General features: G+C 38.9%; 19 protein-coding genes. 16 read left to right on the top strand and 3 right to left on the bottom strand.

Translation table 11 applies throughout. From position 1 onward, the window contains the following. Nucleotides 1-98: 98 nt before the first annotated feature. The 14 genes from secA (at nt 99) to whiA (ending at nt 18,197) form a co-directional block, all read left to right on the top strand. Nucleotides 99-2,501 carry a preprotein translocase subunit SecA gene (gene secA / locus OZX56_RS06085; RefSeq protein WP_277139282.1) on the top strand — a complete coding sequence of 801 codons (2,403 nt, stop codon included), beginning with the start codon at nt 99-101 and terminating at the stop codon, nt 2,499-2,501. Nucleotides 2,502-2,568: 67 nt separating this feature from the next. Continuing rightward, nucleotides 2,569-3,685, top strand: a protein-coding gene (gene prfB / locus OZX56_RS06080; RefSeq protein WP_277139281.1) for a peptide chain release factor 2 whose coding sequence is annotated in 2 segments (ribosomal slippage) — nt 2,569-2,640 and nt 2,642-3,685 — 1,116 coding nt in all. Because the reading frame shifts where the segments join, the coding sequence is not laid out codon by codon here. An 8-nt stretch (nt 3,686-3,693) separates the two neighbouring features. After that, entirely contained in the window at nt 3,694-3,963 is a 270-nt protein-coding gene (locus OZX56_RS06075) for a hypothetical protein (RefSeq protein ID WP_277139280.1), read from the top strand. Between the two features lie 19 nt (nt 3,964-3,982). Beyond that, nucleotides 3,983-4,945: an HPr(Ser) kinase/phosphatase gene (hprK, locus tag OZX56_RS06070; RefSeq protein ID WP_277126203.1), complete on the top strand. Its 963-nt coding sequence runs from the start codon at nt 3,983-3,985 to the stop codon at nt 4,943-4,945. Then, complete coding sequence (gene lgt / locus OZX56_RS06065) at nt 4,942-5,778, top strand: prolipoprotein diacylglyceryl transferase (RefSeq protein WP_277139279.1); 837 nt, start codon at nt 4,942-4,944, stop codon at nt 5,776-5,778. The genes hprK and lgt overlap by 4 nt, the downstream gene beginning before the upstream one ends. Before the next feature lie 30 nt (nt 5,779-5,808). Then, entirely contained in the window at nt 5,809-6,828 is a 1,020-nt protein-coding gene (locus tag OZX56_RS06060; protein ID WP_277139278.1) for an NAD(P)H-dependent glycerol-3-phosphate dehydrogenase, read from the top strand. 57 nt (nt 6,829-6,885) lie between these two features. After that, a complete protein-coding gene (gene trxB / locus OZX56_RS06055; RefSeq protein WP_277126206.1) occupies nt 6,886-7,815 on the top strand; it encodes a thioredoxin-disulfide reductase in 930 nt (309 codons plus the stop codon). A gap of 123 nt (nt 7,816-7,938) precedes the next feature. Next, entirely contained in the window at nt 7,939-9,663 is a 1,725-nt protein-coding gene (locus OZX56_RS06050; protein WP_277140359.1) for a phospho-sugar mutase, read from the top strand. A 96-nt stretch (nt 9,664-9,759) separates the two neighbouring features. After that, nucleotides 9,760-11,805 carry an excinuclease ABC subunit UvrB gene (uvrB, locus tag OZX56_RS06045; protein ID WP_277139277.1) on the top strand — a complete coding sequence of 682 codons (2,046 nt, stop codon included), beginning with the start codon at nt 9,760-9,762 and terminating at the stop codon, nt 11,803-11,805. Further along, complete coding sequence (gene uvrA, locus OZX56_RS06040; protein ID WP_277139276.1) at nt 11,792-14,638, top strand: excinuclease ABC subunit UvrA; 2,847 nt, start codon at nt 11,792-11,794, stop codon at nt 14,636-14,638. The genes uvrB and uvrA overlap by 14 nt, the downstream gene beginning before the upstream one ends. 55 nt (nt 14,639-14,693) lie before the next feature. Continuing rightward, the gene (locus OZX56_RS06035; protein WP_277139275.1) at nt 14,694-15,236 is read left to right on the top strand and encodes a DUF308 domain-containing protein; all 543 of its coding nucleotides are present in this window, start codon (nt 14,694-14,696) and stop codon (nt 15,234-15,236) included. Nucleotides 15,237-15,340: 104 nt separating this feature from the next. Then, on the top strand, nt 15,341-16,216 hold the full coding sequence (gene rapZ / locus OZX56_RS06030) for an RNase adapter RapZ (RefSeq protein WP_277139274.1): 876 nt from the start codon (nt 15,341-15,343) through the stop codon (nt 16,214-16,216). Between the two features lie 8 nt (nt 16,217-16,224). Continuing rightward, the gene (yvcK, locus tag OZX56_RS06025) at nt 16,225-17,262 is read left to right on the top strand and encodes a uridine diphosphate-N-acetylglucosamine-binding protein YvcK (protein WP_277126211.1); all 1,038 of its coding nucleotides are present in this window, start codon (nt 16,225-16,227) and stop codon (nt 17,260-17,262) included. Next, nucleotides 17,262-18,197, top strand: coding sequence for a DNA-binding protein WhiA (gene whiA, locus OZX56_RS06020; RefSeq protein WP_277139273.1), 936 nt, complete (start codon nt 17,262-17,264; stop codon nt 18,195-18,197). The genes yvcK and whiA overlap by 1 nt, the downstream gene beginning before the upstream one ends. Before the next feature lie 75 nt (nt 18,198-18,272). Here the strand turns inward: whiA and clpP are convergent, their stop codons facing one another. Beyond that, nucleotides 18,273-18,857, bottom strand: coding sequence for an ATP-dependent Clp endopeptidase proteolytic subunit ClpP (clpP, locus tag OZX56_RS06015; RefSeq protein WP_277126213.1), 585 nt, complete (start codon nt 18,855-18,857; stop codon nt 18,273-18,275). 174 nt (nt 18,858-19,031) lie between these two features. Here clpP and OZX56_RS06010 point away from each other — a divergent pair, with 174 nt between their 5' ends. After that, nucleotides 19,032-20,690, top strand: coding sequence for an SH3-like domain-containing protein (locus OZX56_RS06010; RefSeq protein ID WP_277139272.1), 1,659 nt, complete (start codon nt 19,032-19,034; stop codon nt 20,688-20,690). An 18-nt stretch (nt 20,691-20,708) separates the two neighbouring features. Here OZX56_RS06010 and OZX56_RS06005 read toward each other — a convergent pair whose 3' ends face one another. Continuing rightward, nucleotides 20,709-21,164: a Fur family transcriptional regulator gene (locus OZX56_RS06005; protein WP_277126215.1), complete on the bottom strand. Its 456-nt coding sequence runs from the start codon at nt 21,162-21,164 to the stop codon at nt 20,709-20,711. Nucleotides 21,165-21,269: 105 nt separating this feature from the next. Next, the gene (locus OZX56_RS06000) at nt 21,270-22,697 is read right to left on the bottom strand and encodes an amino acid permease (RefSeq protein WP_277126216.1); all 1,428 of its coding nucleotides are present in this window, start codon (nt 22,695-22,697) and stop codon (nt 21,270-21,272) included. A 178-nt stretch (nt 22,698-22,875) separates the two neighbouring features. Between OZX56_RS06000 and OZX56_RS05995 the strand changes: the two genes are divergently transcribed. Further along, the gene (locus OZX56_RS05995; protein ID WP_277139271.1) at nt 22,876-24,396 is read left to right on the top strand and encodes an SH3-like domain-containing protein; all 1,521 of its coding nucleotides are present in this window, start codon (nt 22,876-22,878) and stop codon (nt 24,394-24,396) included. The last annotated feature ends 65 nt before the right edge of the window (nt 24,397-24,461 follow it).

Genomic DNA, 24,461 nt, shown 5'->3' with positions numbered 1-24,461 from the left:
GTGAGGTCTTTGTTTTGTTTTATTTTAATTTAGCGCTAATCATGGTAAAATTGTTATGTGTTTTTATACTTGACTACATATAATTAAGGATCGATTAAATGGTAAACGTTTTAAAGAAACTATATAATAACGATAAACGAGAACTTAAAAAGTTCGAAAAAACAGCAGCAAAAGTTGAAAGTTATGCTGATGAATACGGTAAGCTTTCCGATGAACAATTGCAGGCTAAAACGCCTGAATTTCGTGATCGCTTGCAAAAAGGTGCAGACTTAGATAGTCTGCTTCCTGAAGCATTCGCGGTAGCACGAGAAGGTGCTAAGCGAGTGTTAGGTCTATATCCATTTCATGTCCAAATTTTAGGTGGAATTGCACTACATTTTGGTAACATCTCTGAGATGATGACTGGTGAGGGTAAGACTTTGACAGCTACCATGCCAGTTTATTTAAATGCGCTGACTAGTAAGGGCGTGCACGTTGTTACCGTTAATGAATACTTATCAAGCCGTGATGAAGAAGAAATGGGTCAGTTGTATAAATGGCTTGGTCTAACAGTGGGTTTGAATCTCAATGCAATGTCACCAGATGAAAAGCGTGAAGCCTATGAATGTGATGTTACTTATTCGACTAACTCAGAATTAGGTTTTGACTACTTGCGTGACAACATGGTGGTCTATAAAGAACAAATGGTTCAGCGTTCGCTCAATTATGCAATTATTGATGAAGTTGACTCAATTTTAATTGATGAGGCAAGAACGCCGTTGATTATTTCTGGTGAGTCAGAACAAGCAACGGGTGACTATGTGCGTGCAGATCGTTTTGTTAAAACTCTTAAAGAAGATAAAAGTGACGATGACGTCGATGACGATAAGGATTATGGCGATTACAAGATAGATTGGCCAACTAAGACAATCTCATTGACAAGAACGGGAATTCAAAAAGCTTGTGAGCATTTTGGTTTAAAGAATTTGTATGACGTTGAAAATCAAAAATTAGTCCACCATATCGATCAGGCACTCAGAGCCAACTTTATCATGCTTAAAGATATTGATTATGTTGTGCAAGACAACGAAGTTTTGATTGTTGACTCATTTACTGGTCGAGTAATGAAGGGACGTCGCTATTCAGATGGTTTGCACCAAGCTATTGAAGCCAAAGAGGGAGTTAAGATTCAAGAGGAATCTAAGACTCAGGCAACGATTACTTATCAGAACTTCTTTAGAATGTACAATAAATTGTCTGGGATGACAGGAACTGCCAAGACTGAAGAAGAGGAATTTCGTGAAATTTACAATATGCAAGTAATTACGATTCCGACTAATCGTCCATTAGCAAGAAATGATCGCTCAGATATTTTGTATCCGACTTTGGACTCAAAATTTGCTGCCGTGGTAGAAGAAATTAAAGAACGTCACTCTAAGGGACAGCCAGTTTTAGTTGGTACAGTGGCGGTTGAAAGTTCGGAAAGATTAAGTAAACTGCTTGATCAGGAGCATATTCCCCATGCTGTCTTAAATGCTAAAAACCACGCTAAAGAAGCACAAATTATTATGAATGCTGGACAACGTGGTGCTGTTACGATTGCTACTAACATGGCAGGTCGTGGTACTGATATTAAGCTAGGGCCTGGGGTTAAAGAAATTGGCGGTTTAGCCGTTATCGGAACTGAACGTCATGAATCTCGGCGAATTGATAATCAATTGCGTGGTCGTTCTGGTAGACAAGGAGATCCTGGTGTTACTCGGTTCTATTTGTCTCTGGAAGATGATTTGATGAAGCGTTTTGGAGGAGATCGAGTTAAAGACTTCTTGGATCGGCTTTCAGATAATGATGATGATAAGGTAATTGAAAGCAGGCTGATTACTCGTCAAGTTGAATCTGCTCAAAAGCGGGTTGAAGGTAATAATTATGATACGCGTAAGCAGACTTTGCAATACGATGACGTTATGCGGATGCAACGTGAAATTATTTATGGCGAGCGGATGCAAGTTATTGGCGAGCAAGAATCGCTTAAAGATATTTTGGTAGCAATGATTAAGCGTACGATTAACAGTCAAGTTGATATGTTTACGCAAGGCGATCGTAGTAAGTGGCGGCTTGATTCACTGCGCGATTTCATTGTTTCGAGTATTGCCACAGAAGAAACTGCAGATTCAATTGATTTCAAGACAATTACTGTTCCTGAATTAAAAGAAAAGCTGTACGAGGTAGTTGCCGATAACTTTAAAGATAAGGAAAGTGTTTTGGCTGATCCAGCTGATATGCTAGAATTTGAAAAAGTAGTTATTTTGCGAGTAGTTGATGATCGTTGGACTGATCATATTGATGCAATGGATCAATTGCGTCAATCAATTGGTTTGCGTGGTTACGGTCAACTTAACCCATTAGTTGAATATCAAGATTCTGGTTATAATATGTTTGAAGAAATGATTTCAAATATTGAGTTCGACGTAACTCGCCTATTCATGAAAGCTGAAATCAGACGAAATCTTAGTCGTGAATAAGTTAAGATGGAAGGAGAAAGCTGCATGCTTTCTCTTTTTTATTAATAAAATTTAGGAGAAAATATTAATGGAAATTAGTGAAATACAAAGTGCATTAGCTAAACTGGCTGACCGTTTGGCGCACTTTAGGGGGTCTCTTTGACCTAGAATCAATTACTGAAAGTATTGCACTCAATGAAGCCCAAATGCAGGAACCTGATTTTTGGCAAGATCAATCTAAAGCCCAAAAGTTAATTTCTGAAAATAATCGTTTAAAGGAAAAGCGTGACTCATTTTTAGCATTGGACAAGGCTTATGAAGATGAGGCAACTGCTTTAGAACTGCTACGTGAAGAGCCTGATGCAGATTTGCAGTCAGAGGTTGAATATGACCTCGCTGATTTGCAAGCCAAGTTTCACGATTATGAAATGGCACTTTTATTGTCTGCGCAATATGATGATCATAATGCCTTGTTAGAAATTCACCCTGGTGCCGGCGGGACCGAGGCAATGGATTGGGGGCAGATGCTACTGAGAATGTATCAGCGGTATGCTGAAATGCAGGGCTTTAAATTTATTATTAATAATTATGAGCCTGGTGAAGAAGCTGGACTAAAAAGTCTGAGTGCTCGGATTGTCGGTAAAAATGCTTATGGTATGCTTAAATCGGAAAATGGTGTGCACCGGTTGGTACGGATTTCTCCGTTCGATTCTGCTAAAAGGAGGCACACTTCTTTTGCTTCAGTTGAGGTAATTCCTGAAATTGATGATAGTATTAAAATTGATCTTGATCCTAAAGATTTAAGAATCGATGTCTATCGTTCTAGTGGTGCCGGTGGTCAGCACATTAATAAAACTTCGAGTGCTGTCCGCATTACCCACTTGCCAACCAAAATTGTGGCAACTTCGCAAGCGCAACGCTCGCAGATTCAAAATCGTGAAACGGCACTAAATGAATTACGTGCCAAATTATTTCATTTAGAAGAAGAAAAAAAACGGCAACACAAACAAGAACTTAAGGGTGACCAAATGGAAAACGGCTGGGGTTCACAAATCCGTTCTTATGTATTTCATCCTTATAATTTAGTTAAAGATTTGCGAACAGGCTATGAAACTGCAGATACAAGTGGTGTAATGGATGGAAAGTTACAAAATTTTGTTTATGCATATTTGCAATGGTTGCTTAGCAAAGAAAATCCAGAATAGGTGGAAAAATGAGTTTTTGGGGAATAATTGGTTTGATAGTATTAGCTGTATTAGTTATGGGGCTACTTTCCATGGTCTTTCATATCTTTTTTATGTTTTTACCAATTTTATTAATTATCGCGTTAATCATTTGGTTAATTAGACATTTTAGTAAAAAGAATCGTCCAAGTACTGCTCGGCCACGTAGCTCAGCTTATACTACTTGGCAAGAGAAGCGAAGTACACGTACTAAACGCAAGCAGGCTCGTAATGTTAAAACTAAAGATGTTGATGATTAATTAAGAAGGGCGAGTCGAGATGACTAAAGCAATTAAATTAAAAAATTTGCTACGCGATAATAAAATTATCCAAGTTGCTCAAGGTATTGAAAATATAGCAAACAAAACATTGGTAGTATCTGACATTTATCGTCCAGGTCTAGAATTAACTGGTTATTTTGATTTTTATCCTAAACAACGCATACAGTTGTTAGGCCGCACGGAAATCTCCTATGCTGCACGCTTAGATCATGAAAGTTTAACACATGTATTCACTAAGTTATGTACACCCGAAACTCCGTGCTTTGTGATTTCTCGATCATTACCAATTCCGTCGGAATTAAAAGTAGCAGCCGAGCAAGCGCAAATTCCTATTTTAACGTCATCTGAGTCAACAACTTATGTTTCAAGTATTTTAACCGAATATTTGCGTGAACGTTTGGCAGTTCGTGATACTATTCATGGAGTGCTAATTGAAGTTAAGGGGTTAGGTGTCTTGCTAACTGGTGATTCTGGTGTTGGTAAATCTGAAACTGCTTTAGGACTGATTCATCGCGGACATCGGCTAATTGCTGATGATCGGGTTGATGTTTACCAGAAAGATGTTGAAACTGTGATGGGTGAAGCACCGCTAATTTTAAAACATTTAATGGAAATTCGCGGAATTGGGATAATTAACGTGATGGACTTGTTTGGTGTCGGTGCAGTTAAAAATCGCTCAAATATTCGATTGGTAATTAAGCTAGTTAATTGGGACAACAAGGTTAACTACGATCGTTTAGGATTTGAGGAAAGTAAACGTAATATCTGCAATGTTGAAGTGCCACAAATTACGATTCCAGTTAAGGTTGGACGCAATATGGAAGATATTATTGAAATTGCCACAATGAATTTTAGAGCAAAAAAAATGGGTTATGATGCCACACAGACATTTGATGATAATTTAACAGCTTTAATTGCTGATAATTCCAGGCAGGACACAATAAAGGATGAAGATAAATGAGTTTAACAATTAATCCGGTTGCTTTTAATCTTGGTGGCCTAAGTGTCAGATGGTACGGAATTATCATGGCTGTGGCAATTGTTTTGGCTGTGTCAATGGCAATTATTGAAGGCCAAAAAAGGCAGATTGCCAGTGATGATTTTGTCGATCTATTGCTTTGGGCAGTTCCGTTAGGTTATGTTGGTGCACGTATCTATTATGTGATTTTTGAATGGCCGTATTATGCTAAGCATCCGGATCAAATTATTGCTATTTGGAATGGTGGAATTGCCATTTATGGTGGGTTAATTGTCGGCTTGATAGTGTTACTAATTTTTTGCTATCGACGGCTATTGCCACCATTCTTAATGCTAGACGTGATTACTCCAGGGGTAATGGCTGCACAAATAGTTGGCCGTTGGGGAAACTTTATTAATCAAGAGGCGCATGGTGGGCCAACTACGCTACACTTTTTGCAAAGTTTGCATTTGCCACAATTTATTATTGGACAGATGAAGATTGGTGGTACTTATTATCAGCCCACTTTTTTGTACGAATCATTTTTTAATTTGATCGGATTAATCTTGATCTTAGTTTTACGGCATCGTCATCACCTGTTTAAGCAAGGTGAAGTCTTCATGCTTTACGTAGCCTGGTATGCAATTGTCCGGTTCTTCGTTGAAGGACTTAGAACCGACAGTTTATATTTAGCTGGAACAATTCGGGTTTCACAATTAGTAAGTGTCATTATGTTGGTTGCTGCTTTAGGGATGTTTATTTATCGTAGAATGAAGGTTAAGCCTAAGTGGTATCTTGATGGTAGTGGATTGAAATATCCGTATACTAGAGATTAAGTAAGGTATTTAGAGAAAGTCAGGAAGAAAATGACAAAAATTGCAGTTTTAGGAGCAGGTTCTTGGGGAACAGTCTTAGGGTCGATGCTAGCTGATAAGGGTAATCAGGTTGTGTTATATGGAATTGATGAGCGGGTAAACCAAGAGATTAACGAGCGACATACCAATGAACACTATATGAAGAACTGGCAGGTAAATGCAACAGCTAAAGCAACTAGCGATTTGGCGGTAGCACTGGAAAGCGCCCAATATGTGTTGTTTGTTTTACCGACTAGTGCCATTCGCAATGTTGCTAAAAATGTCCGTACAATTTTAGAGCAAACGGGTCAAAAGCCGATTTTAATTACTGCTACCAAAGGAATTGAGCCACAAACTAAAAAATTGATTTCGGAGATTTTAACTGAGGAAGTTTACCCAGACAATCCCGATCAAATCGTGGCAATTTCAGGACCTAGTCATGCAGAAAATGTTGCTCAAAAAGACTTGACCGCTATTGCCTGTGCATCAACTAGTATGAAAAATGCGCAAACAGTGCAAGAGCTACTTTCTAATGATTATGTCCGCTTTTACACCAATAATGATTTAGTTGGGGTCGAGGTGGCTGGTGCCGTTAAGAATGTCATTGCAATTGCTGCTGGAATTTTAGCTGGGAAGAATTATGGTGATGATGCTAAGGCAGCCTTGATGACCCGTGGATTAGCCGAAATAACCCGTTTAGGTGTTAATTATTTTGGTGCTAAGCCGCTAACTTTTAGCGGGCTAGCTGGTATTGGTGACTTAATTGTGACCTGTACGTCGGTCAATTCACGTAACTGGCGATGTGGCAAGCAGCTTGGTGAAGGCAAGAGCTTTAATGATATTGTTAACAATATGGGACAAGTAATTGAAGGTGCCACTACTGTTAAAGCTGTGCATGAATTGTGTACTGACAAACAAATTGATATGCCAATTAGTGAGGCAGTTTACCGAGTTTTATACGAAAATACCAGCGTTGATGACGAAATTGAGCAAATGATGGGTAGAAGTCCCAAACAGGAAATTAGACTTTAACTATTTTGTGTTGTACTATTTACTTACTAAAAATAAGAAACTACTTGAGGTGAAAGTATGACCAAAAAATACGATGTAATCATTATTGGCGCTGGACCTGGCGGACTAACTGCTGCTTTATATGCGTCACGGGCTAACTTGTCGGTACTATTGCTTGACCGCGGATTATATGGTGGTCAGATGAACAATACTGATGCAATTGATAATTATCCAGGTTTTAGCGAAATTAAGGGACCAGAGCTTGGCGAAAAAATGTATAATTCAGTAATGAAATTTGGCGCTGAATTTGCGTATGGTGATGTTCAATCGGTTGCTCTAGATGGTGACAATAAGCTTGTCAAAACTGATACTGGTGAATATGAAGCTCCTGCATTAATTATTGCCACAGGTGCTGATCACCGCCATTTGAATGTACCTGGTGAGGATGAATATTCTGGTAAAGGTGTTTCTTACTGTGCGGTTTGTGATGCGGCCTTTTTTAAGGATGAAGATATCGCTGTCGTTGGCGGCGGTGATTCGGCAATAGAAGAGGGCATTTATTTGGCTCAATCTGCTAAGTCGGTAACTGTGATTCATCGCCGTGATCAATTACGGGCGCAGCCTACTTTACAAAAACGGGCTTTTGCCAATGAAAAGATGAATTTTATCTGGAATGCCCAGACTGAGTCAATTGACGGTGATGAGCAAAAGGTTACTAGTGTAACTTACAAGGACAAAGCTACTGGCGAAGAAAAACAGCTAGCTGTTCGCGGCGTTTTCATTTATGTGGGAGTTATTCCACAAACTGCACCTTTTAAAGAACTCGGTGTAACAGATGACAAGGGTTGGATTCCAACTGATGAACATATGCGGACCAAGGTTGATGGGATATTCGCGCTAGGTGATGTCCGTGCTAAAGATTTACGTCAAATAGCTAATGCGGTTGGTGATGGCAGTATTGCTGGTCAAGAAGCCTATAACTATTTACAAACTTTAAATGATAAATAAAAATTAAAGAATTCAGTCAGAAGCTGAATTCTTTTTGTTTATTGCGGATAGCGACTAAGATAAATGTTAAAATAAGAATAATAAGAAGGATTTAAGTTTTAGAAATTGAGGTTAATGGTGAAGATGAATGCTAAAGAAAGCTTTAAGCAATGGCAACAGACGCCAAACTTGCCAGATTATTTGCGGATGCAATTAACTGAGTTAGGTCAAGATGAAAGTTGGGTCGAAGATGCTTTTGGCCAAGATATTGACTTTGGGACTGCTGGGATGCGCGGCAAGCTTGAACCTGGCACTAATCGAATCAACTTGTTTACTATTGGACGAGTAACTGAAGGGCTGGCTCGTTTGATTGATGAAAATGGTCAGGCAGCACAACGGCGTGGAGTCGCAATTTCTTTTGATTCTCGTTATCATTCTCGTGAGTTTGCGCAGTTAGCTGCTCAAATTTTAGGTGCTCATGGAATTCAGGTTTATTTGTTTGATGACTTGCGACCAACTCCAGAATTGTCGTATGCCGTGCGTTATTTAAAAACTTTTGCTGGTATTAATATTACGGCTTCACATAATGCCAAGCAATATAATGGGTACAAAGTATATGGTGCAGATGGTGCACAAATGGGACCAGAAAATGCTGCACGAGTTTTTGCCCATGCCCAAGCAGTTAAAGATATTTTTCAAATTACGGCTGCTCCAGTTGAAGAATTACGTGCCAATGGCTTGCTGCAAATAATCGGCGAAGATCTTGATGCAGCATACCTAGCCCAGTTAAAGCAGGTTAATGTCAATCCCAAGTTAATTGCTGCTAATGCGGACAAATTAACCATTGTTTATACACCACTACACGGTACCGGTAAGATGCTTTATGAGCGAGCATTTAGACAAAATGGTTTCACAAATGTGATTCCTGTAGTAAGCCAATCAATTATTGACCCCGAGTTTCCAACTACTAAAAAACCGAATCCAGAATATCGCGATGTTTTTGAACCTGGCGTAGCTTTAGCTAATGAAAAAAATGCTGATTTAATCATTGCGACTGATCCTGATGCAGATCGGATGGGTGCTTGTGTCAGGACCCAAAATGGCGATTTTCAGGTTTTAACTGGTAACCAAATTGCCACGTTAATGGTCTATTATTTGTTAAATAACCTTAAGCAGAATGGTCAGCTAACAGCTGATTATGAGTTGATTACTTCAATTGTATCTAGTCAGATGCCACTTAAAATTGCACAAGATTTTGGGATTCAAACCAAGGCAGTGTTAACTGGTTTTAAATTTATTGGTGAAGAAATCGATCGTATGAACAAAGCTAACGATGGCAAATTTTTAATGGGCTTTGAAGAAAGTTATGGTTATTTGTTTAAGCCATTTGCGCGTGATAAGGATGCTATGCAGGGAGCCTTGATGTTTGCGGAAGTTGCTTCATATTATGCTTCACGTGACATGAGCGTGTTAGACGGTTTACAAGAAATTTGGCAAAAGTACGGTACTTCTTACGAAATTACTAGAGCAATCGAAATGCCGGGGATTGGTGGGCAACAGAAAATGGCTGACCTAATGACCAAATTACGTGGCGAGGGTTTAACTGAAATAAATGGAGTTAAAGTTATTAAGACACAAGATTTCTGGTTACAGGAAGAAACGACTACAACTGGAAAAGCGGCCATGAACGATTTACCTAAGGCAAATGTTCTTAAATATTTCCTAGCAGATGAAACTTGGCTAGCATTGCGACCATCAGGTACTGAACCAGTAATTAAAGCATATGTTGGTGTGAATCAGCCAGACATTGCAACTGCCCAAACTGTGGCGACTAAATACCAAACTGCTCTAGCAGACCTGTTAAAATAAGTTAAAGAGCGTGCGAAAAAATGTTCGAAAGAGTAAAATAGTAAACATCAAATAAGGGTTGGACTTTGGTCCAACTTTTTTACGAGGAGTCTTTCAATGATAAAACGACAAGAAAAACGTAAATTTGATTTAGTATCCAAGTTTAAACCAGCAGGAGATCAGCAACAGGCGATTGATCAGTTAACCGCTGGCTTTAAAAAGGGTTATCATGAACAAATTCTTGAAGGAGCTACTGGAACTGGAAAAACTTTTACGATGGCTAATATTATTGCTAAATTAAACAAGCCGACCCTAGTAATTACTCATAACAAAACGCTGGTAGGGCAACTATATGGAGAGTTCAAAGAATTTTTCCCCAATAATGCTGTTGATTATTTTGTTTCTTACTATGATTACTATCAACCTGAAGCTTATGTGCCACAATCTGACACTTATATTGAAAAAGATTCAGCAATTAATGATGAAATTGACCAGCTTCGTCATCAAGCTACTAGTGATCTGATGGAACGCAATGATGTAATTGTTGTGGCTTCCGTATCTTGTATTTACGGCTTGGGTGATCCTCATGAATATGCGGCAAGTGTGATCACTGTTCATGAAGGTGAAGAATATGATCGTAATACCTTGTTGCGTGATTTAGTTAATTTGCAATATGATCGCAATGATATCGATTTTCAAAGAGGACGTTTCCGGGTGCGCGGCGATGTCGTAGAAATTTTCCCAGCAGGTAACTCAAGTCGAGCATATCGCATTGAATTTTTTGGCGATGAAATTGATCGAATTGTTGAAATTGATTCTTTAACCGGTGAAATCATGGGTGAGCGGGAAAGTATTTCGCTATTTCCGGCAACCCACTTTATGACCAATGATGAACAGATGCAGCGAGCTTTAAAGCTAATCTCTGAGGAAATGAATGTCCAGGTAAAAGAATTTGAAGGTCAAGGTAAGTTATTAGAGGCTGAACGGATTAAACAACGTACTACCTATGATATGGAGATGATGGACGAGGTTGGCTTTACTAGTGGAATCGAGAACTATTCTCGACATATGGAAGGCCGTAAAGAAGGTGAGCCACCATATACCTTACTGGATTTCTTTCCTGATGACTTTTTGATTTTAATAGATGAGTCTCATGCGACTATGCCGGAAATTCGAGCAATGTATAATGGCGACCGCAATCGTAAACAGACTCTAATTGATTATGGTTTTCGCTTACCATCAGCGTTAGATAATCGCCCATTGAAATTAGCGGAATTTGAAAAATTTGTTAAGCAAATTTTATATGTTTCAGCTACTCCAGGAGAGTATGAATTGGAGCGTACAGATCATAAGGTTGAACAAATTATTAGGCCAACAGGTCTGCTTGATCCCAAGATTGAGGTTAGACCGATTGATGGCCAAATTGATGACCTTGTTGGCGAGATTAATAAGCGAATTGAACGTAATGAACGGGTCTTTGTGACCACCTTAACTAAAAAGATGGCGGAAGATCTAACTGATTATCTCAAAGATTTAGGGATTAAAGTTCAATATTTGCATTCGGACGTTAAGACGTTAGAAAGAACCCAAATTTTGCGTGATTTACGTTTGGGTAAATATGATGTTTTAATTGGTATTAACTTGTTGCGTGAAGGGATCGACGTTCCTGAGGTGTCACTAGTTGCAATTCTGGATGCCGATAAAGAGGGCTTTTTAAGAGCATACCGTCCTTTGGTGCAGATTATGGGACGAGCTTCGCGAAATGCTAATGGCGAAGTAATTATGTATGCAGATACGATTACTGATTCGATGCGTGAAGCAATTGACGCGACCCAAAGTCGGCGTAAACGACAAGAAGCTTTTAATGAAGAGCACCATATGCAACCTAAGACGATTGTTAAGCCGATTAGAGAAATGATTTCGGCAACTAAGGTAAGTGATGATGCTGCTTCTGGTGATAGTTTTGCTGATTTAAACTTTGATGAGTTAACTGCTAAGCAAAAGCAGACTATGATTAAAGATTTGCGTAAGCAAATGCAGGAGGCTGCTAAGAAGCTTGACTTTGAAGGAGCCGCTAATTTACGGGATGCGATCATGGAATTGGAATCTTCGAGTAGAAAGCCGATTAAGAAAAAGGGAAAAACATTAAATGGTAAACGATAAAATTGTTGTTCGCGGAGCGCGTGAGCATAATTTACAAGACATTAGTTTGACAATTCCAAAGGATAAATTGGTAGTTATTACAGGACTGTCTGGTTCTGGTAAAAGTTCGCTAGCTTTTGATACCTTATACGCTGAAGGACGCAGACGCTATGTACAATCATTGTCAAGCTACGCACGGCAATTCTTAGGCCAGATGGACAAACCGGATGTTGATGCGATTGATGGGCTAAATCCTGCAATTTCAATTGATCAAAAAACGACTTCTCATAATCCGCGCTCAACAGTTGGTACAGTGACAGAAATCAATGATTATTTGCGTCTGCTTTGGGCTAGAGTTGGGCACCCAGTTTGTCCTAATGATGGAACACTAATTGAACGTCAATCAGTAGAGCAAATGGTGGATCGAATTCTTGCTTTGCCTGAACGGACCCGTATTCAACTTTTGGCGCCAGTGGTACGTGCTAAGAGGGGCGAACATAAAGACGTTTTTAAGCGGGTGCAGCGGTCTGGCTATGTGCGAGTAATTGTCGATGGTGAAATGCATGAAATAGACGAAGAGTTTACTTTGGCTAAGAACAAGCGACATACAATCGATATTGTAGTTGATCGGTTAGTGGTTAAGGAAGGAATTCGTTCACGATTATTTGATTCTGTTGAAGCGGCGCTGAGACTGTCAGATGGCTATATGAATGTCGATATTATTGGCGGTGAGACCCTTAATTTTTCTGAAGATTATGCTTGTCCAAAATGTGGTTTTACTGTTGGTGAAATGGAACCGCGGTTATTTTCTTTTAATGCACCATTTGGAGCTTGTCCAGACTGTGATGGTTTAGGAGTAAAGCTTTCCGTTGATCAAGATTTGGTAATTCCTGACGATGGTAAAACCTTAGCTGAAGGAGCATTAGCACCTTGGAAAAATTCTAAGTATTATACGCAAATGCTTGAACAAGCTTGTGCAGCGCTGAAAATTCCGCTTGATAAACCGTTTAAAAAGTTAACTAAAAAACAAAAAGAAACTATTTTGTATGGCTCAGACAAAAAAATCAAGTTCCATGTAACTGGCGACTTTGGCGTTAATGACACTACTGCTGCTTTTGAGGGAGTAATGGATAATGTTGAGCGTCGTTATCATCATCCAATGTCTAAGTTTATGCGCGATGTCATGGGCAAGTATATGACCGAGCTAACTTGTACAACTTGTCATGGGAAGCGGCTGAATTCTAAGGCACTTGCTGTTAAGGTGATGGGCAAGGATATTGCGGAAGCTTCTGAATTAGCGATTAATTATGCGTTAGACTTTTTTAAAGAAGTTAAACTAGATAAGCAAGAAAGCGCGATTGCTAAGCCGATTCTGAAAGAAGTCTGTGATCGGTTAGCTTTTTTAAGTAGCGTGGGGCTTGACTATTTAACTTTATCGCGGTCGGCTAATACCTTATCTGGTGGTGAGGCACAAAGAATTCGTTTGGCAACTCAGATCGGCTCTAACTTGTCAGGAGTCATGTATGTTCTTGATGAACCATCAATTGGCTTGCATCAGCGTGATAATGATCGTCTGATCGCGGCGCTTAAAAAGATGCGTGATTTAGGCAATTCGCTAATTGTAGTGGAGCATGATGATGAGACTATGCGCCAAGCAGATTATCTAATTGACATGGGCCCTGGAGCAGGGAGTTATGGCGGCAAAGTAATGGCTGCTGGTACACCGCAAGAGGTGGAACATAACCCCAAATCGTTGACAGGTCAGTATTTAGCTGGTAAAAAGTTTGTACCGGTGCCGCTTAAGCGTCGCAGTGGCAACGGTAAAAATATCACCATAACTGGAGCTAAGGAAAATAATCTAAAGAATATTAAGGTAGCATTTCCCTTAGGTAAATTAGTGGTGGTAACTGGTGTGTCAGGTTCTGGTAAGTCTACTTTGGTTAATACTATTTTAAAACGAGTGCTTGCTCAAAAGTTAAACCGAAATCAGACTAAACCTGGTAAGTACGGTAGCATTAGTGGCTATAAAAATATCGAAAAGATTATTGATATTGATCAGAGCCCGATTGGTCGTACGCCACGCAGTAACCCAGCTACTTATACTAGTGTGTTTGATGATATTCGAGCACTTTTTGCACAAACTAATGAGGCAAAATTGCGCGGTTATACTAAAGCACGGTTTTCTTTTAATGTTAAAGGCGGTCGCTGCGAAGCATGTCACGGTGATGGAATTATCAAGATTGAGATGAATTTTTTGCCGGATGTGTATGTACCCTGTGAAGTATGCCATGGTAGTCGCTATAATTCAGAAACTTTAGAGGTTACGTACCGTAAGCATAATATTGCCCAAGTGCTTGATATGACAATTAGTGAAGCTTGTGAGTTCTTTGATAAAATTCCGAAGATTGCGCGAAAGTTGCAGACAATTGTTGATGTTGGCTTAGGCTACGTTAAATTGGGACAATCTGCAACGACCCTTTCTGGTGGAGAGGCCCAAAGGATGAAATTAGCAGCCGAGTTGCAAAAAATTTCAACTGGGAAAAACTTTTATATCTTAGATGAGCCAACAACCGGCTTGCATACCGATGATATTAAGCGACTGTTGGAAGTTTTGCAGCGTTTAGTCGATCAGGGGAATACTGTTTTGATTATTGAACATAATCTCGATGTAATTAAGAACGCTGATTGGCTAATCGATCTTGGTCCAGAGGGCGGAGAAGGTGGTGGCGAAGTTGTTGCTACTGGGACGCCTGAGCAGTTAGTTGAAAATAAGCAAAGTTTTACTGGACAATATCTGAAACCAGTTTTAGAACGTGATACGGCATTAACCAAAAAGGCTAAGCAAAACAAATAAGCATAAGTTTATTACTAAAGAGTGTACAATTAGCAACAAGGAGGTCTAAATTAAAATGAATAATTATTCTAATTATGATCAGCCACGTGGCTTTGATTGGGGAGCACTGGTTGCTGGAGTGTTGATGATCATCGCTGGGATGTTTCTAATTGGTCATCCAGGTAAAGCCCTTAAGGCATTCGTGTTATTATTTGCCATCTTGTCAATTGTACAAGGTTTTGTCTGGCTAGTCTTTTATAGCCGTTTCCATAACTTTATCTCTTTTGGCTGGGTTGCGATTGTCTCCGGTATTTTAGATATAGTAATCGGGATTTTGTTCTTGCGTTCATATGATGCTGGTGGGTTAACACTTGCTTACCTGTTTGCAATTTGGTTTTTGTTTGATTCTATTTCAGGAATCGTTTTTGCCAGTCATTTGCGTAATAAGTCGAACTTTTATTTCTGGATCAGTTTGATTTTGAATATTTTAGGTTTGTTTTTGGCGATCGGCTTGATGTTTAATCCGGCTTTATCGGCATTAACCTTAATTTGGTTAATTTCTTTCTGGTTGTTTATGTTTGGTATTAATGAAATTGTGGTTGCGTTTGCTCATCGGTAAATTAATTTTAGAAAAGATCCCAAGCAGGATCTTTTTTATTTTGTTTGTAAAAGACACGACGAAACACCCGGTATGTTATAATCTAAATGAAGGAGAGAGCGCAAATGTCTGAAAAGAAAAAGCAGTTATTAATTGTTACAGGCATGAGTGGCGCAGGTAAAACTGTTGCCTCACATGCGTTAGAAGATATGGGCTATTTTGTGGTTGATAATTTGCCGCCAACTTTACTAAGTAGCTTTTGGGACTTAATGGTTAATTCCAACGATTTTACTAAAGTAGCTGTGGTAATCGATTTGCGCATGAAGAGTTTTTACAAGGACTTGATTAATGCCGTCAATTCATTGGAAGATAATGCGTCAGTTCAAGTAACCACGCTTTTCTTAGATGCTGCTAACGACGCCTTGGTTGCCCGATATAAGGAAACACGTCGCTTGCCACCACTTGTTAGTAGGGGTGGATTACTTGACGGAATAGTGGCTGAACGGCAAATCTTAACGCCAATTAAAAATCGAGCTAATAAAATTATTGATACTTCACAGTTATCAGCCAGTCAATTGAAGCAAAAATTAATTGCTACTTTTAGCGAGCAGCAACAGCAGCCTTTTTCAATTGAAGTAATGTCATTTGGTTTTAAATATGGTGTACCAATTGATGCAGATATTGTGATGGATGTCAGATTTTTGCCCAATCCATTTTATTTGCCAGAGTTGCGGCCATTTACCGGACTTGATCAACGGGTTGCTAACTATGTTATGGACAAACCTGAAACCAAAGAATTTTATCAAAAATTCTTGGATCTTTTGCAGACAGTATTGCCTGGCTACATCAAGGAAGGTAAGCAACAATTAACGATTGCAATTGGGTGTACTGGTGGCCAACATCGCAGCGTCGCGATTGCACAGCAATTAGCGCGTGATTTAGCTAAAGATTATCCAGTTAATGTTACCCACAAGGAAATTAGCCGTTATACAAGAAAATAGGTGAAAATATGACTTATGGCGAAGAAAAAATAATTCGCGTCATTAAGGGTAGACGTCCCAAAGTGGTCGTAATTGGTGGTGGTACTGGCTTGCCGGTTATTTTAAATGCATTAAAAGATCAAAATGCTGAAATTACTGCCATTGTGACTGTTTCAGATGATGGTGGTTCTTCTGGCTCGATTCGGAATTTTATCAATGTAGTGCCGCCAGGTGACATTCGTAACGTTTTAGTCTCTTTGAGTGATTTGCCACAAGAAGAAAAAGATATTTTTCAATATCGCTTCGATTCTTCAGATTCCTTTTTTTCTGGGCACGCGATTGGTAATTTAATCATTGCGGCTTTAAATGAAATGCATGGAAATATTTTTGAGGCAGTGCAATCTTTATCCAAGATGATGAAGATTGATGGTAATGTTTTTCCGGCCTCTAACGAGCCATTAACCCTCAATGCTGAGTTTGTTGATGGTAGTGTACAGGCTGGAGAAAAAGAAATTACCGACAAGGATAAGCGAATTAAGCGAGTTTGGGTTACGAATAGTAACTCGGATGAGACACCACAGGCTGTTTTACCAGTTCTGGCAGCCATTATGCAGGCAGATGCTGTTGTCTTGGGGCCTGGAAGTTTATTTACGTCAATTTTGCCTAATTTAATGATTCCTAACTTAGGTGAAGCCGTACGCCAGACCAAGGGTGAAGTAATTTATATTTGTAATATTATGACTCAGCTTGGAGAAACCGATCATTTTTCTGATAGTGAACATGTAAAGGTGATTAATCACCATTTGGGTGGGCACTTCATTGATACTACTCTGATCAATGGTGCGCCAATTGACATGTCGCAGTTTAATCCAGACGATTATGATGCCTATCTTGAACCAGTTAAAAATGACTTTGCCGGTTTGCGTGATCAAGGCAGTCGAGTAATCACTGCTGACTTCATTGATCAACGCAGCGGTCTGGTCTTTCATGATGGGCAAAAAGTGGCTAAAGAAATTATTGCACTGGCTTTTGAGGCGATGTCACGTAGAAAGAGAACTAACAAATAATGGCAAGTTATGCAAGTGAAGTTAAGAAAGAATTGACGTCGCTTAAGATTAATCCTGAACATGCGAAGGCAGAATTAGCTGCATTTTTGCGAATGAATGGTGTGCTAAACTTTCACGACCACCAGTTTAGTTTAGACATTACTACTGAAAACCCGGCGATCGCCCGTCATATTTTTTCATTGATTAAGACTGCTTATCGAGTAGAACCCCTGCTAATTGTTTCGCGGAAGATGAAATTAAAAAAGAATAATCAGTATTTGGTTCGCTTGCAAAATCACGTGCGTGAAATCCTATCAAACTTAGAAATCTTAACACCGCAAGCAGAATTAGTTACTAGAATTCCTGAGCGGATTACTTCGTCTAGGGAAGGCTCAATGTCATATTTGCGAGGAGCCTTTTTGGCTAGTGGTAGTGTCAATAATCCGGAAACTAGCAGATATCATTTGGAAATTTATTCAGCTTATCAAGATCACAACAATGATTTGCTTGAACTAATGAATCATTATTTTAATTTGAATGCCAAGACGACTCCCAGACGTAATGGTTACATTGTTTATCTCAAGGAAGCTGAAAAAATTGGTGATTTTTTGCATATTGTCGGAGCCTTAAATGCGATGCTGGCGTTTGAAGATTTGCGAATTATGCGGGATATGCGTAATTCTGTTAATCGGCTAGTTAATTGCGATACTGCTAATTTGAAAAAAACGGCAACGGCGGCTGCTAAGCAGGTTGAAGATATTGAATTAATTAAGCAAAAAATGGGCTTAACTGAATTACCAGAAAAACTGCAAGATCTGGCGCGTTTGCGCCTAGATAATCCAGAATTATCACTCAAAGAAGTGGCCGAGCAAGTTGCAGATGGACCAATTTCTAAATCTGGGGTTAATCATCGTTTTAAAAAAATTCATGAAATTGCTGAAAATTTACGACAATAATGTGGTTTTTAAGATGGTAGCAGGGCAGATAAAAAGGACTCACTTTGAAATGAGTCCTTTTTAGTATCTAATTAATTATTTTTTCTTGTTAACCATGATTTCGTCAATTAAACCGTAATCTTTAGCTTCTTGTGCGCTTAAGTAATTATCGCGTTCAGTATCTTGTTGGATCTTTTCCAATGGTTGACCAGTCGTTTCATGTAAGATTTGGTTAATCTTTTCTCTAGTCTTCAAGATTTCCGTAGCGGCAATCTGGATTTCAGTCTGTTGACCTTGGGCACCACCAGAAGGCTGGTGAATTAAAACGGTAGCGTTTGGCAATGCAAAACGTTTGCCCTTTGTACCACTAGTCAATAGTAGTGAAGCCATTGAAGCGGCCATTCCAGTCGCAATCGTGGAAACATCTGACTTGATAAAGTTCATCGTATCCATGATTGCTAATCCTGAGGTTACAACACCACCAGGAGAATTAATGTAAAGCGAAATGTCTTTTGTATTATCTTGTGCATCCAGGAATAGTAATTGCGCAATAATTGAGTTTGCCATGTCATCATTAACTTCGCCACTCAACATAATAATCCGGTCTTTTAGTAAACGTGAATAAATATCGTATGCACGTTCTCCTTGAGCTGTTTGTTCAACAACAGTAGGTACTAGCATTTTTTTGCCTCCTAAAATTTAAGTTCAAAAATAATTAGCACTCTAATAAGTACAGTGCTAATTAAATCACTTCCGTTAAATACTGTCAATGAAAGTGTATCAATTTTGTATTTTTTGTAACACGCTTCTTATATTACAATGTAATAGAGAAGATTAATTATCGGAGGAATAGTTTTGAAGCAATTTAGAAAAATCGCAACGATTATCACGACCATCATGGTAAGTCTAGTAGTCGCAAGTGGCTATGGGCCTGCGTTAGTTATGGCAGATTCGACCACTACGCAGTCGCCGGCTTCAGATAGTTCAAATGAAGCTGGATCTGGGGCTAGTTCGGATAACTCAAGCCAAACAACTACAACTAAGCAGCCTAAGCAAACAACTACTGGTTACGCAATGATGACCAAAGTTGCTGGGGACAAGAACTATAAGGTTTGGCAGAGTGTGTCGAATGGTAAGGTTCATAAAAAGGTAGCTGATGGAATTGATTATCGCTATAACCATATTCAGTCAGACCAATTAGTGAAGACTAAGAAGTATAATTATTGGCGGATTTATGTTGACGGTCGTCAGGTTGGCTATGTTAATGAAAACTATTTTGCCAAAAATAAAATCTCTGTGCCAAAGACGATTAGCTTAGTTCGCAACGAGCATTATGAATTTTCAACTGTCGATGCTATTTCTTATGCAACTGATGATACTGGAACGGTAGTTGATAATAGTCAGGTAGAAATTTCTAAGACTGGGATTTTTTGTGATGAACCGAAAACTTATAAGGTTAACTACTCTTATGGTAAAGCTAAAGCAACCACCAAAGTAACAGTCAGAAAGAGTACTAAAGAAGGTATGGTTGATGAAAGCGACTTTGATAGTGTAAAGGCACAAAAGGGGACTAATGACTACCAAGCCTGGAAGACACATTATGGTTCATCAGTTAATTATGTCAGTCCTACAGAATATACGCCTGAAACCGAAAAACGGACGCTGACTAGCGGTGATTTAACACTAAAAACCCGGTTTTATCAACCCGTATTGCTAAGTGTTAAGGATCCTAGTGATGATAACATTAACCGCGTTGGTCATATTCCTGAAGGAGTTACAGTTGCCGATGATGGTTGGACTTATACCAGTTTATTAAGTCATACTAATTTAATGTCTGGTCATATTGTTGGCTATGATTTGCAAAAGTTGACCAATCCGTATAATGCGCAGCATTTACTTGATATGTCACAAAAGAAATTCAATAATTATGTTAAGCATGTTAAAGTTAGTCCGTATATTCCAATTGGTCACGGTCAAGCAATGGGTAATAGTAAAAAATATATTTACATTATCAATAATGATCATGATCAAAAAGAAAGTACTGATGCCAACGAGCTAATTCAAATTCGCAAGAGTGATATGCAAATTAATAAAATTTGGACGTTCAAGGCTTGGGTTGGCGATGATTCTAAGCCACGCTATTTCCAAAATGGGGTAGTTGTTTCAGATAAAGATATGTACATGGTTTACCATGACGAAGCTAACAACTGCTACGAATATTGGGAATTTAAACGTACCGGTGACAACTGGTATCCAGAATTAGTTGGTAAAACGGATGGCAACTTTGTCAATAACGGAGCGCCAGTACAAGGATTTACTTATGACCCAGGCCACAAGAATTATTACTTGGCCTTTAATGATCTGATTTTTAAGATTGGACGTAGCGGCCAAATGAAACAGGCTTACCAATTTAATACTGGTCGTGAAATTGAAGGAATGTCAGTAGCTAATAATCGCTTATATGTCAATTTAGCTCAACGAGCAGAATTGTTAGTAAGTATGGATATTGATTAGAATAAAAATAAGAGCTGATTAGCTCTTATTTTTTTGCACTTTTTGTTGGCAGTCAGTACACAGACCGAAGATTTCTAGATGACTAGTTGACGTAACAAAGCCAGTTTGTTGTTCAGCTTCTTGGCGCATTTCGTTCTCAATTTGGGCAAAATTAGGATAAACCACATCGGCAATCTTGCCACATTGCATACAAATGATATGAAAATGTGGTTTGACAAAATAATCATAATGAGAAGAATTATCACCATTTTTGACCTCAATAATAATTCCGGCGTCAACCAATTTTTTGAGGGTATTATAAACGGTTGCTCGATAAGTTGAATGACCATTGCCGATTGCCTGATAAATCGTAGCTGCTGTGGGATGATTATGATGGGTCATCAAATAAACTAGGATTTTACAGCGTGGCTTGGTTACTTTTAAATGATGTTTGCGTAATAAATTGTGTGCTTGCGCTTCATAGTCTGCTTGCAAAATTATCAGCTCCTTTTGCGCATTTTAGTTTATTTTAGCATTATTTAGCAGAAAAAAACCGCCTTTTGCAAGCGGCTTTTTTAATCTTTAATTATAGCTATTAAATTATTTTTGATGTTTTCGAATGGTTGGTAAGATCATTCCTAGCAAGAATAAAACAACTGGTGTAGCAATATTTAGTGCCAAAGTGGCAGGATCATTCGAATAAACTCCTAATAAACAACAAGCCGCGGTCACGATAAAGCACCAAACTCCAGCAGTGTAGGCCAAGCCTTGATGCTTAGTCATTTGATAGCTTTCGTTAGTTTTGAACTTTTTAGCTTGCTTACGTAAAGCGATGTAGGCGACGAAAATCCATAGATAACGCATCGGCATAATAATTGAATTTAATTTGATCAATTGCGCCATAATTGCTTGGGCATCAGGCATTAACGCTTGTACTAAAATTAGGCCACCAGATAAGGCAACGATTAGCCAAATACCATTGATGTAGGCACCGTGCTTGTTAAGCTTGAGGAGTTTCTTAGGGATGTAGTCTTTAGCTTCCTTGCTTCCTAAAAGCATGCGTAGCGGTGCATCAATACTGATAACTAGGGTTGAGAATTGACCGATAACATTACACCAAGCGTAAATGTACATGAATAATCCACCAACGCCATAATATTTACCCAGCTTGTCAAATGCCATGTAGGGCCCATTTGAAATATATTCGTTTAAATGAGCATTTACGACTTTAGGGTCAAACATCATGGCCATTGCAATTGTTCCTAAAATGGCAGAAACCATTACCATAATGGCTAGACTGATCATTGCTTTAGGAAAATTGGATGATGGATTTTTTAATTTGTTGACATAAGGTGAAATATTTTCTGCACCGCCAACCGCAAAAATCAAAATTGATAAAGAAGAAAAGTACTTAACATTAAAAGTTGGTAGAAAGTTTTTCCAATTCCAACTAATATTTAAATAATTGGCATGTGGATTAATTAATGGCGCCGCAAACATCATAATAATGAATAAGATGGACATCGCAAACATTGCGGCACCTGCAATAGTTGAAAAAGTCTTAATCACAGAAACGCCGCGGCTTGCCAGCCAACAGAAAAACAAAAAGACGGCTAAGGTAGCTAGTTGAGTCCAGGCAGTTGGCAAGCTGTCATACCAAGTGGTATTGCCGAAAATTCCCCATGACATGCCGCGAAGACCCGTGGTACCTTTACTTGAGATATAAACAACTCGCACAGCCCAGAAAGTCCAACCGGTATAATATGCCCATTTGGGTCCCATAGTCGCATTGACCCAAGAGGAAACGCCACCTTCAGAATCCTTAAAAACAGAACCTAGTTCGCCAACCATTAGCGCATAAGGTACGAAGAATAGTAAAAAGACGATAAGCCAACTGAAGATGACTTTAGTGCCATCAAAATAAACAAAACCATTGACAACATTACCAAAACTCCAAACAGTGGAGAAGGACATCATTGCCAAGGTAGTCCACATCATTTTTTTGGACTTTTGTTGTGATTCAATCATAAAATCAAAATTCCCTTCAAAATAATAATAACAACATGATTATTGTACACTAGCGAAATCAAAAAATGAAAAGCAAAAAAATCGGATTTTTTAACCAGATTATATAACAGTAGCAACTATTGCTTATTGCTGATAATTATGTAAAACTATATTTATATTTTTTAGAAAGTGGGAGAATATGAACAAAGCAATTAAAACTAAAGTAGCAATTGCTACTTTAATGGTGATCCTTGGCGTTGGCGGACAAAGTCAGCAAGCTAGCGCTAAGACGTATAGTAAGGCAATTACCAAGGTAGCTGGCAATAAGAATTACGCCATTTACCATCACGCGACTAAGAAGGGGCCGTCAGGCAAATTTACTTCAACTAAGTATTTTAAGCATGCACAAATTCAATCCAAAAAGTCGGTGAAAACTAACAAAGGTACTTATTGGCAAATCATTGTTGATGGTCGCAACGTTGGTTGGGTTAAGCAAAACTTTTTTACACGTAATAAAATTTCCGTTGCTAAGAAGGTTAGCCTGGTCAATAATGGCAATTTTAGTTTCAATCCTAAAGACGCGATTAGCTATGTAGCTGATAGCAAGGGAACAGCGGTTGATACCAGTAAGGTCAAAACGTCGGTTACTAAGATTAGCTCAAACAAGCCAGGTACAACTACGGTCAATTATAGTTATGGCAAAGCCAAAGCTAGTGTTAAAGTTACAGTTCGCTCTGATCCAAAAGAGGGTGTAGCTAGCGCATCCCAAATCCCTAAGAATGGTCCTAAGGCGGTGTCAACTTGGAAAGGCAGTTCAAAGTCTTCATCTAGAAATTGGAATGCTAAGCATAATTATACCATTGAGAATAAATCAAATACCTTTAAGGCCAATGGTTTAACGCTCAAGACCAAATTTTTCCAGCCACGGTTTGTTAGTCTTGATTACCACAAGGCAGGAGACAAGATGGGGCAAGTTGGGGTGATTCCTGAAGGGATTACCGTTCGCGGTCACGATTTCACAGTGGCACTCTTCAATAAGAGCAGTGATCAATACGGCCATTTGGTGTCTTATGATTTAAGCAAGCTTAATAAGTACAAAGCACAGGATTTGCCGGGACTTAAGTGGTCAACTTTTAGGAAATATGCATCACATATCAAGGTTAGCCCATACATTAAGCTCGGACATGGTCAATCATTAAGTTCGTCTAGCAAGTACTTCTATGTGTTAGCTAATGATAATAGTGCTAAAAATTCGGATAAGGCTGAAGAAATCTTGCAAATTCGGAAATCTGATATGCAGATTAATCAGATTTGGTCATTTAAGATTGCTAATGGCAGTTCGCCGCGTTATATTCATAACGCGACCTTTTCCGGTGACAACACGATGTATTGTCTATTCCATAATGGCAGCAATCATCGCTATGAATATTGGAAAGTGACACGCAGCGGAGATACGTGGACACCAGAAGAAATTGGTGCAACGCAAAGTGACTTTATCAGTAATGGTTCACCTGTTCAGGGCTTTACTTATGATCCTCAGCATCAGCAATTTTATATTGGATTTAATGATTATCTGTTCAGGGTTAAAACAGATGGTACTTACCAAGGTAAACATCATTTAAAGACTAAGCGTGAAATTGAGGGCTTGTCAGTATCTGGCAGTAAACTTTACGTTGAATTTGCACAACGCGGCGAATTAACAGTCGGTAAAACTAAATAATCAAAAAAGCAGCTTCAAGCCTGAAGTTGCTTTTTTAGTTATTATGGGTCCCCTGAGAGTCGAAC

The organism is Lactobacillus sp. ESL0684 (genome assembly GCF_029392675.1).
Classification (GTDB): domain Bacteria; phylum Bacillota; class Bacilli; order Lactobacillales; family Lactobacillaceae; genus Lactobacillus.
Note: the sequence above shows the minus strand (reverse complement) of the source record. Positions and strands in the feature narration are given on the sequence as shown.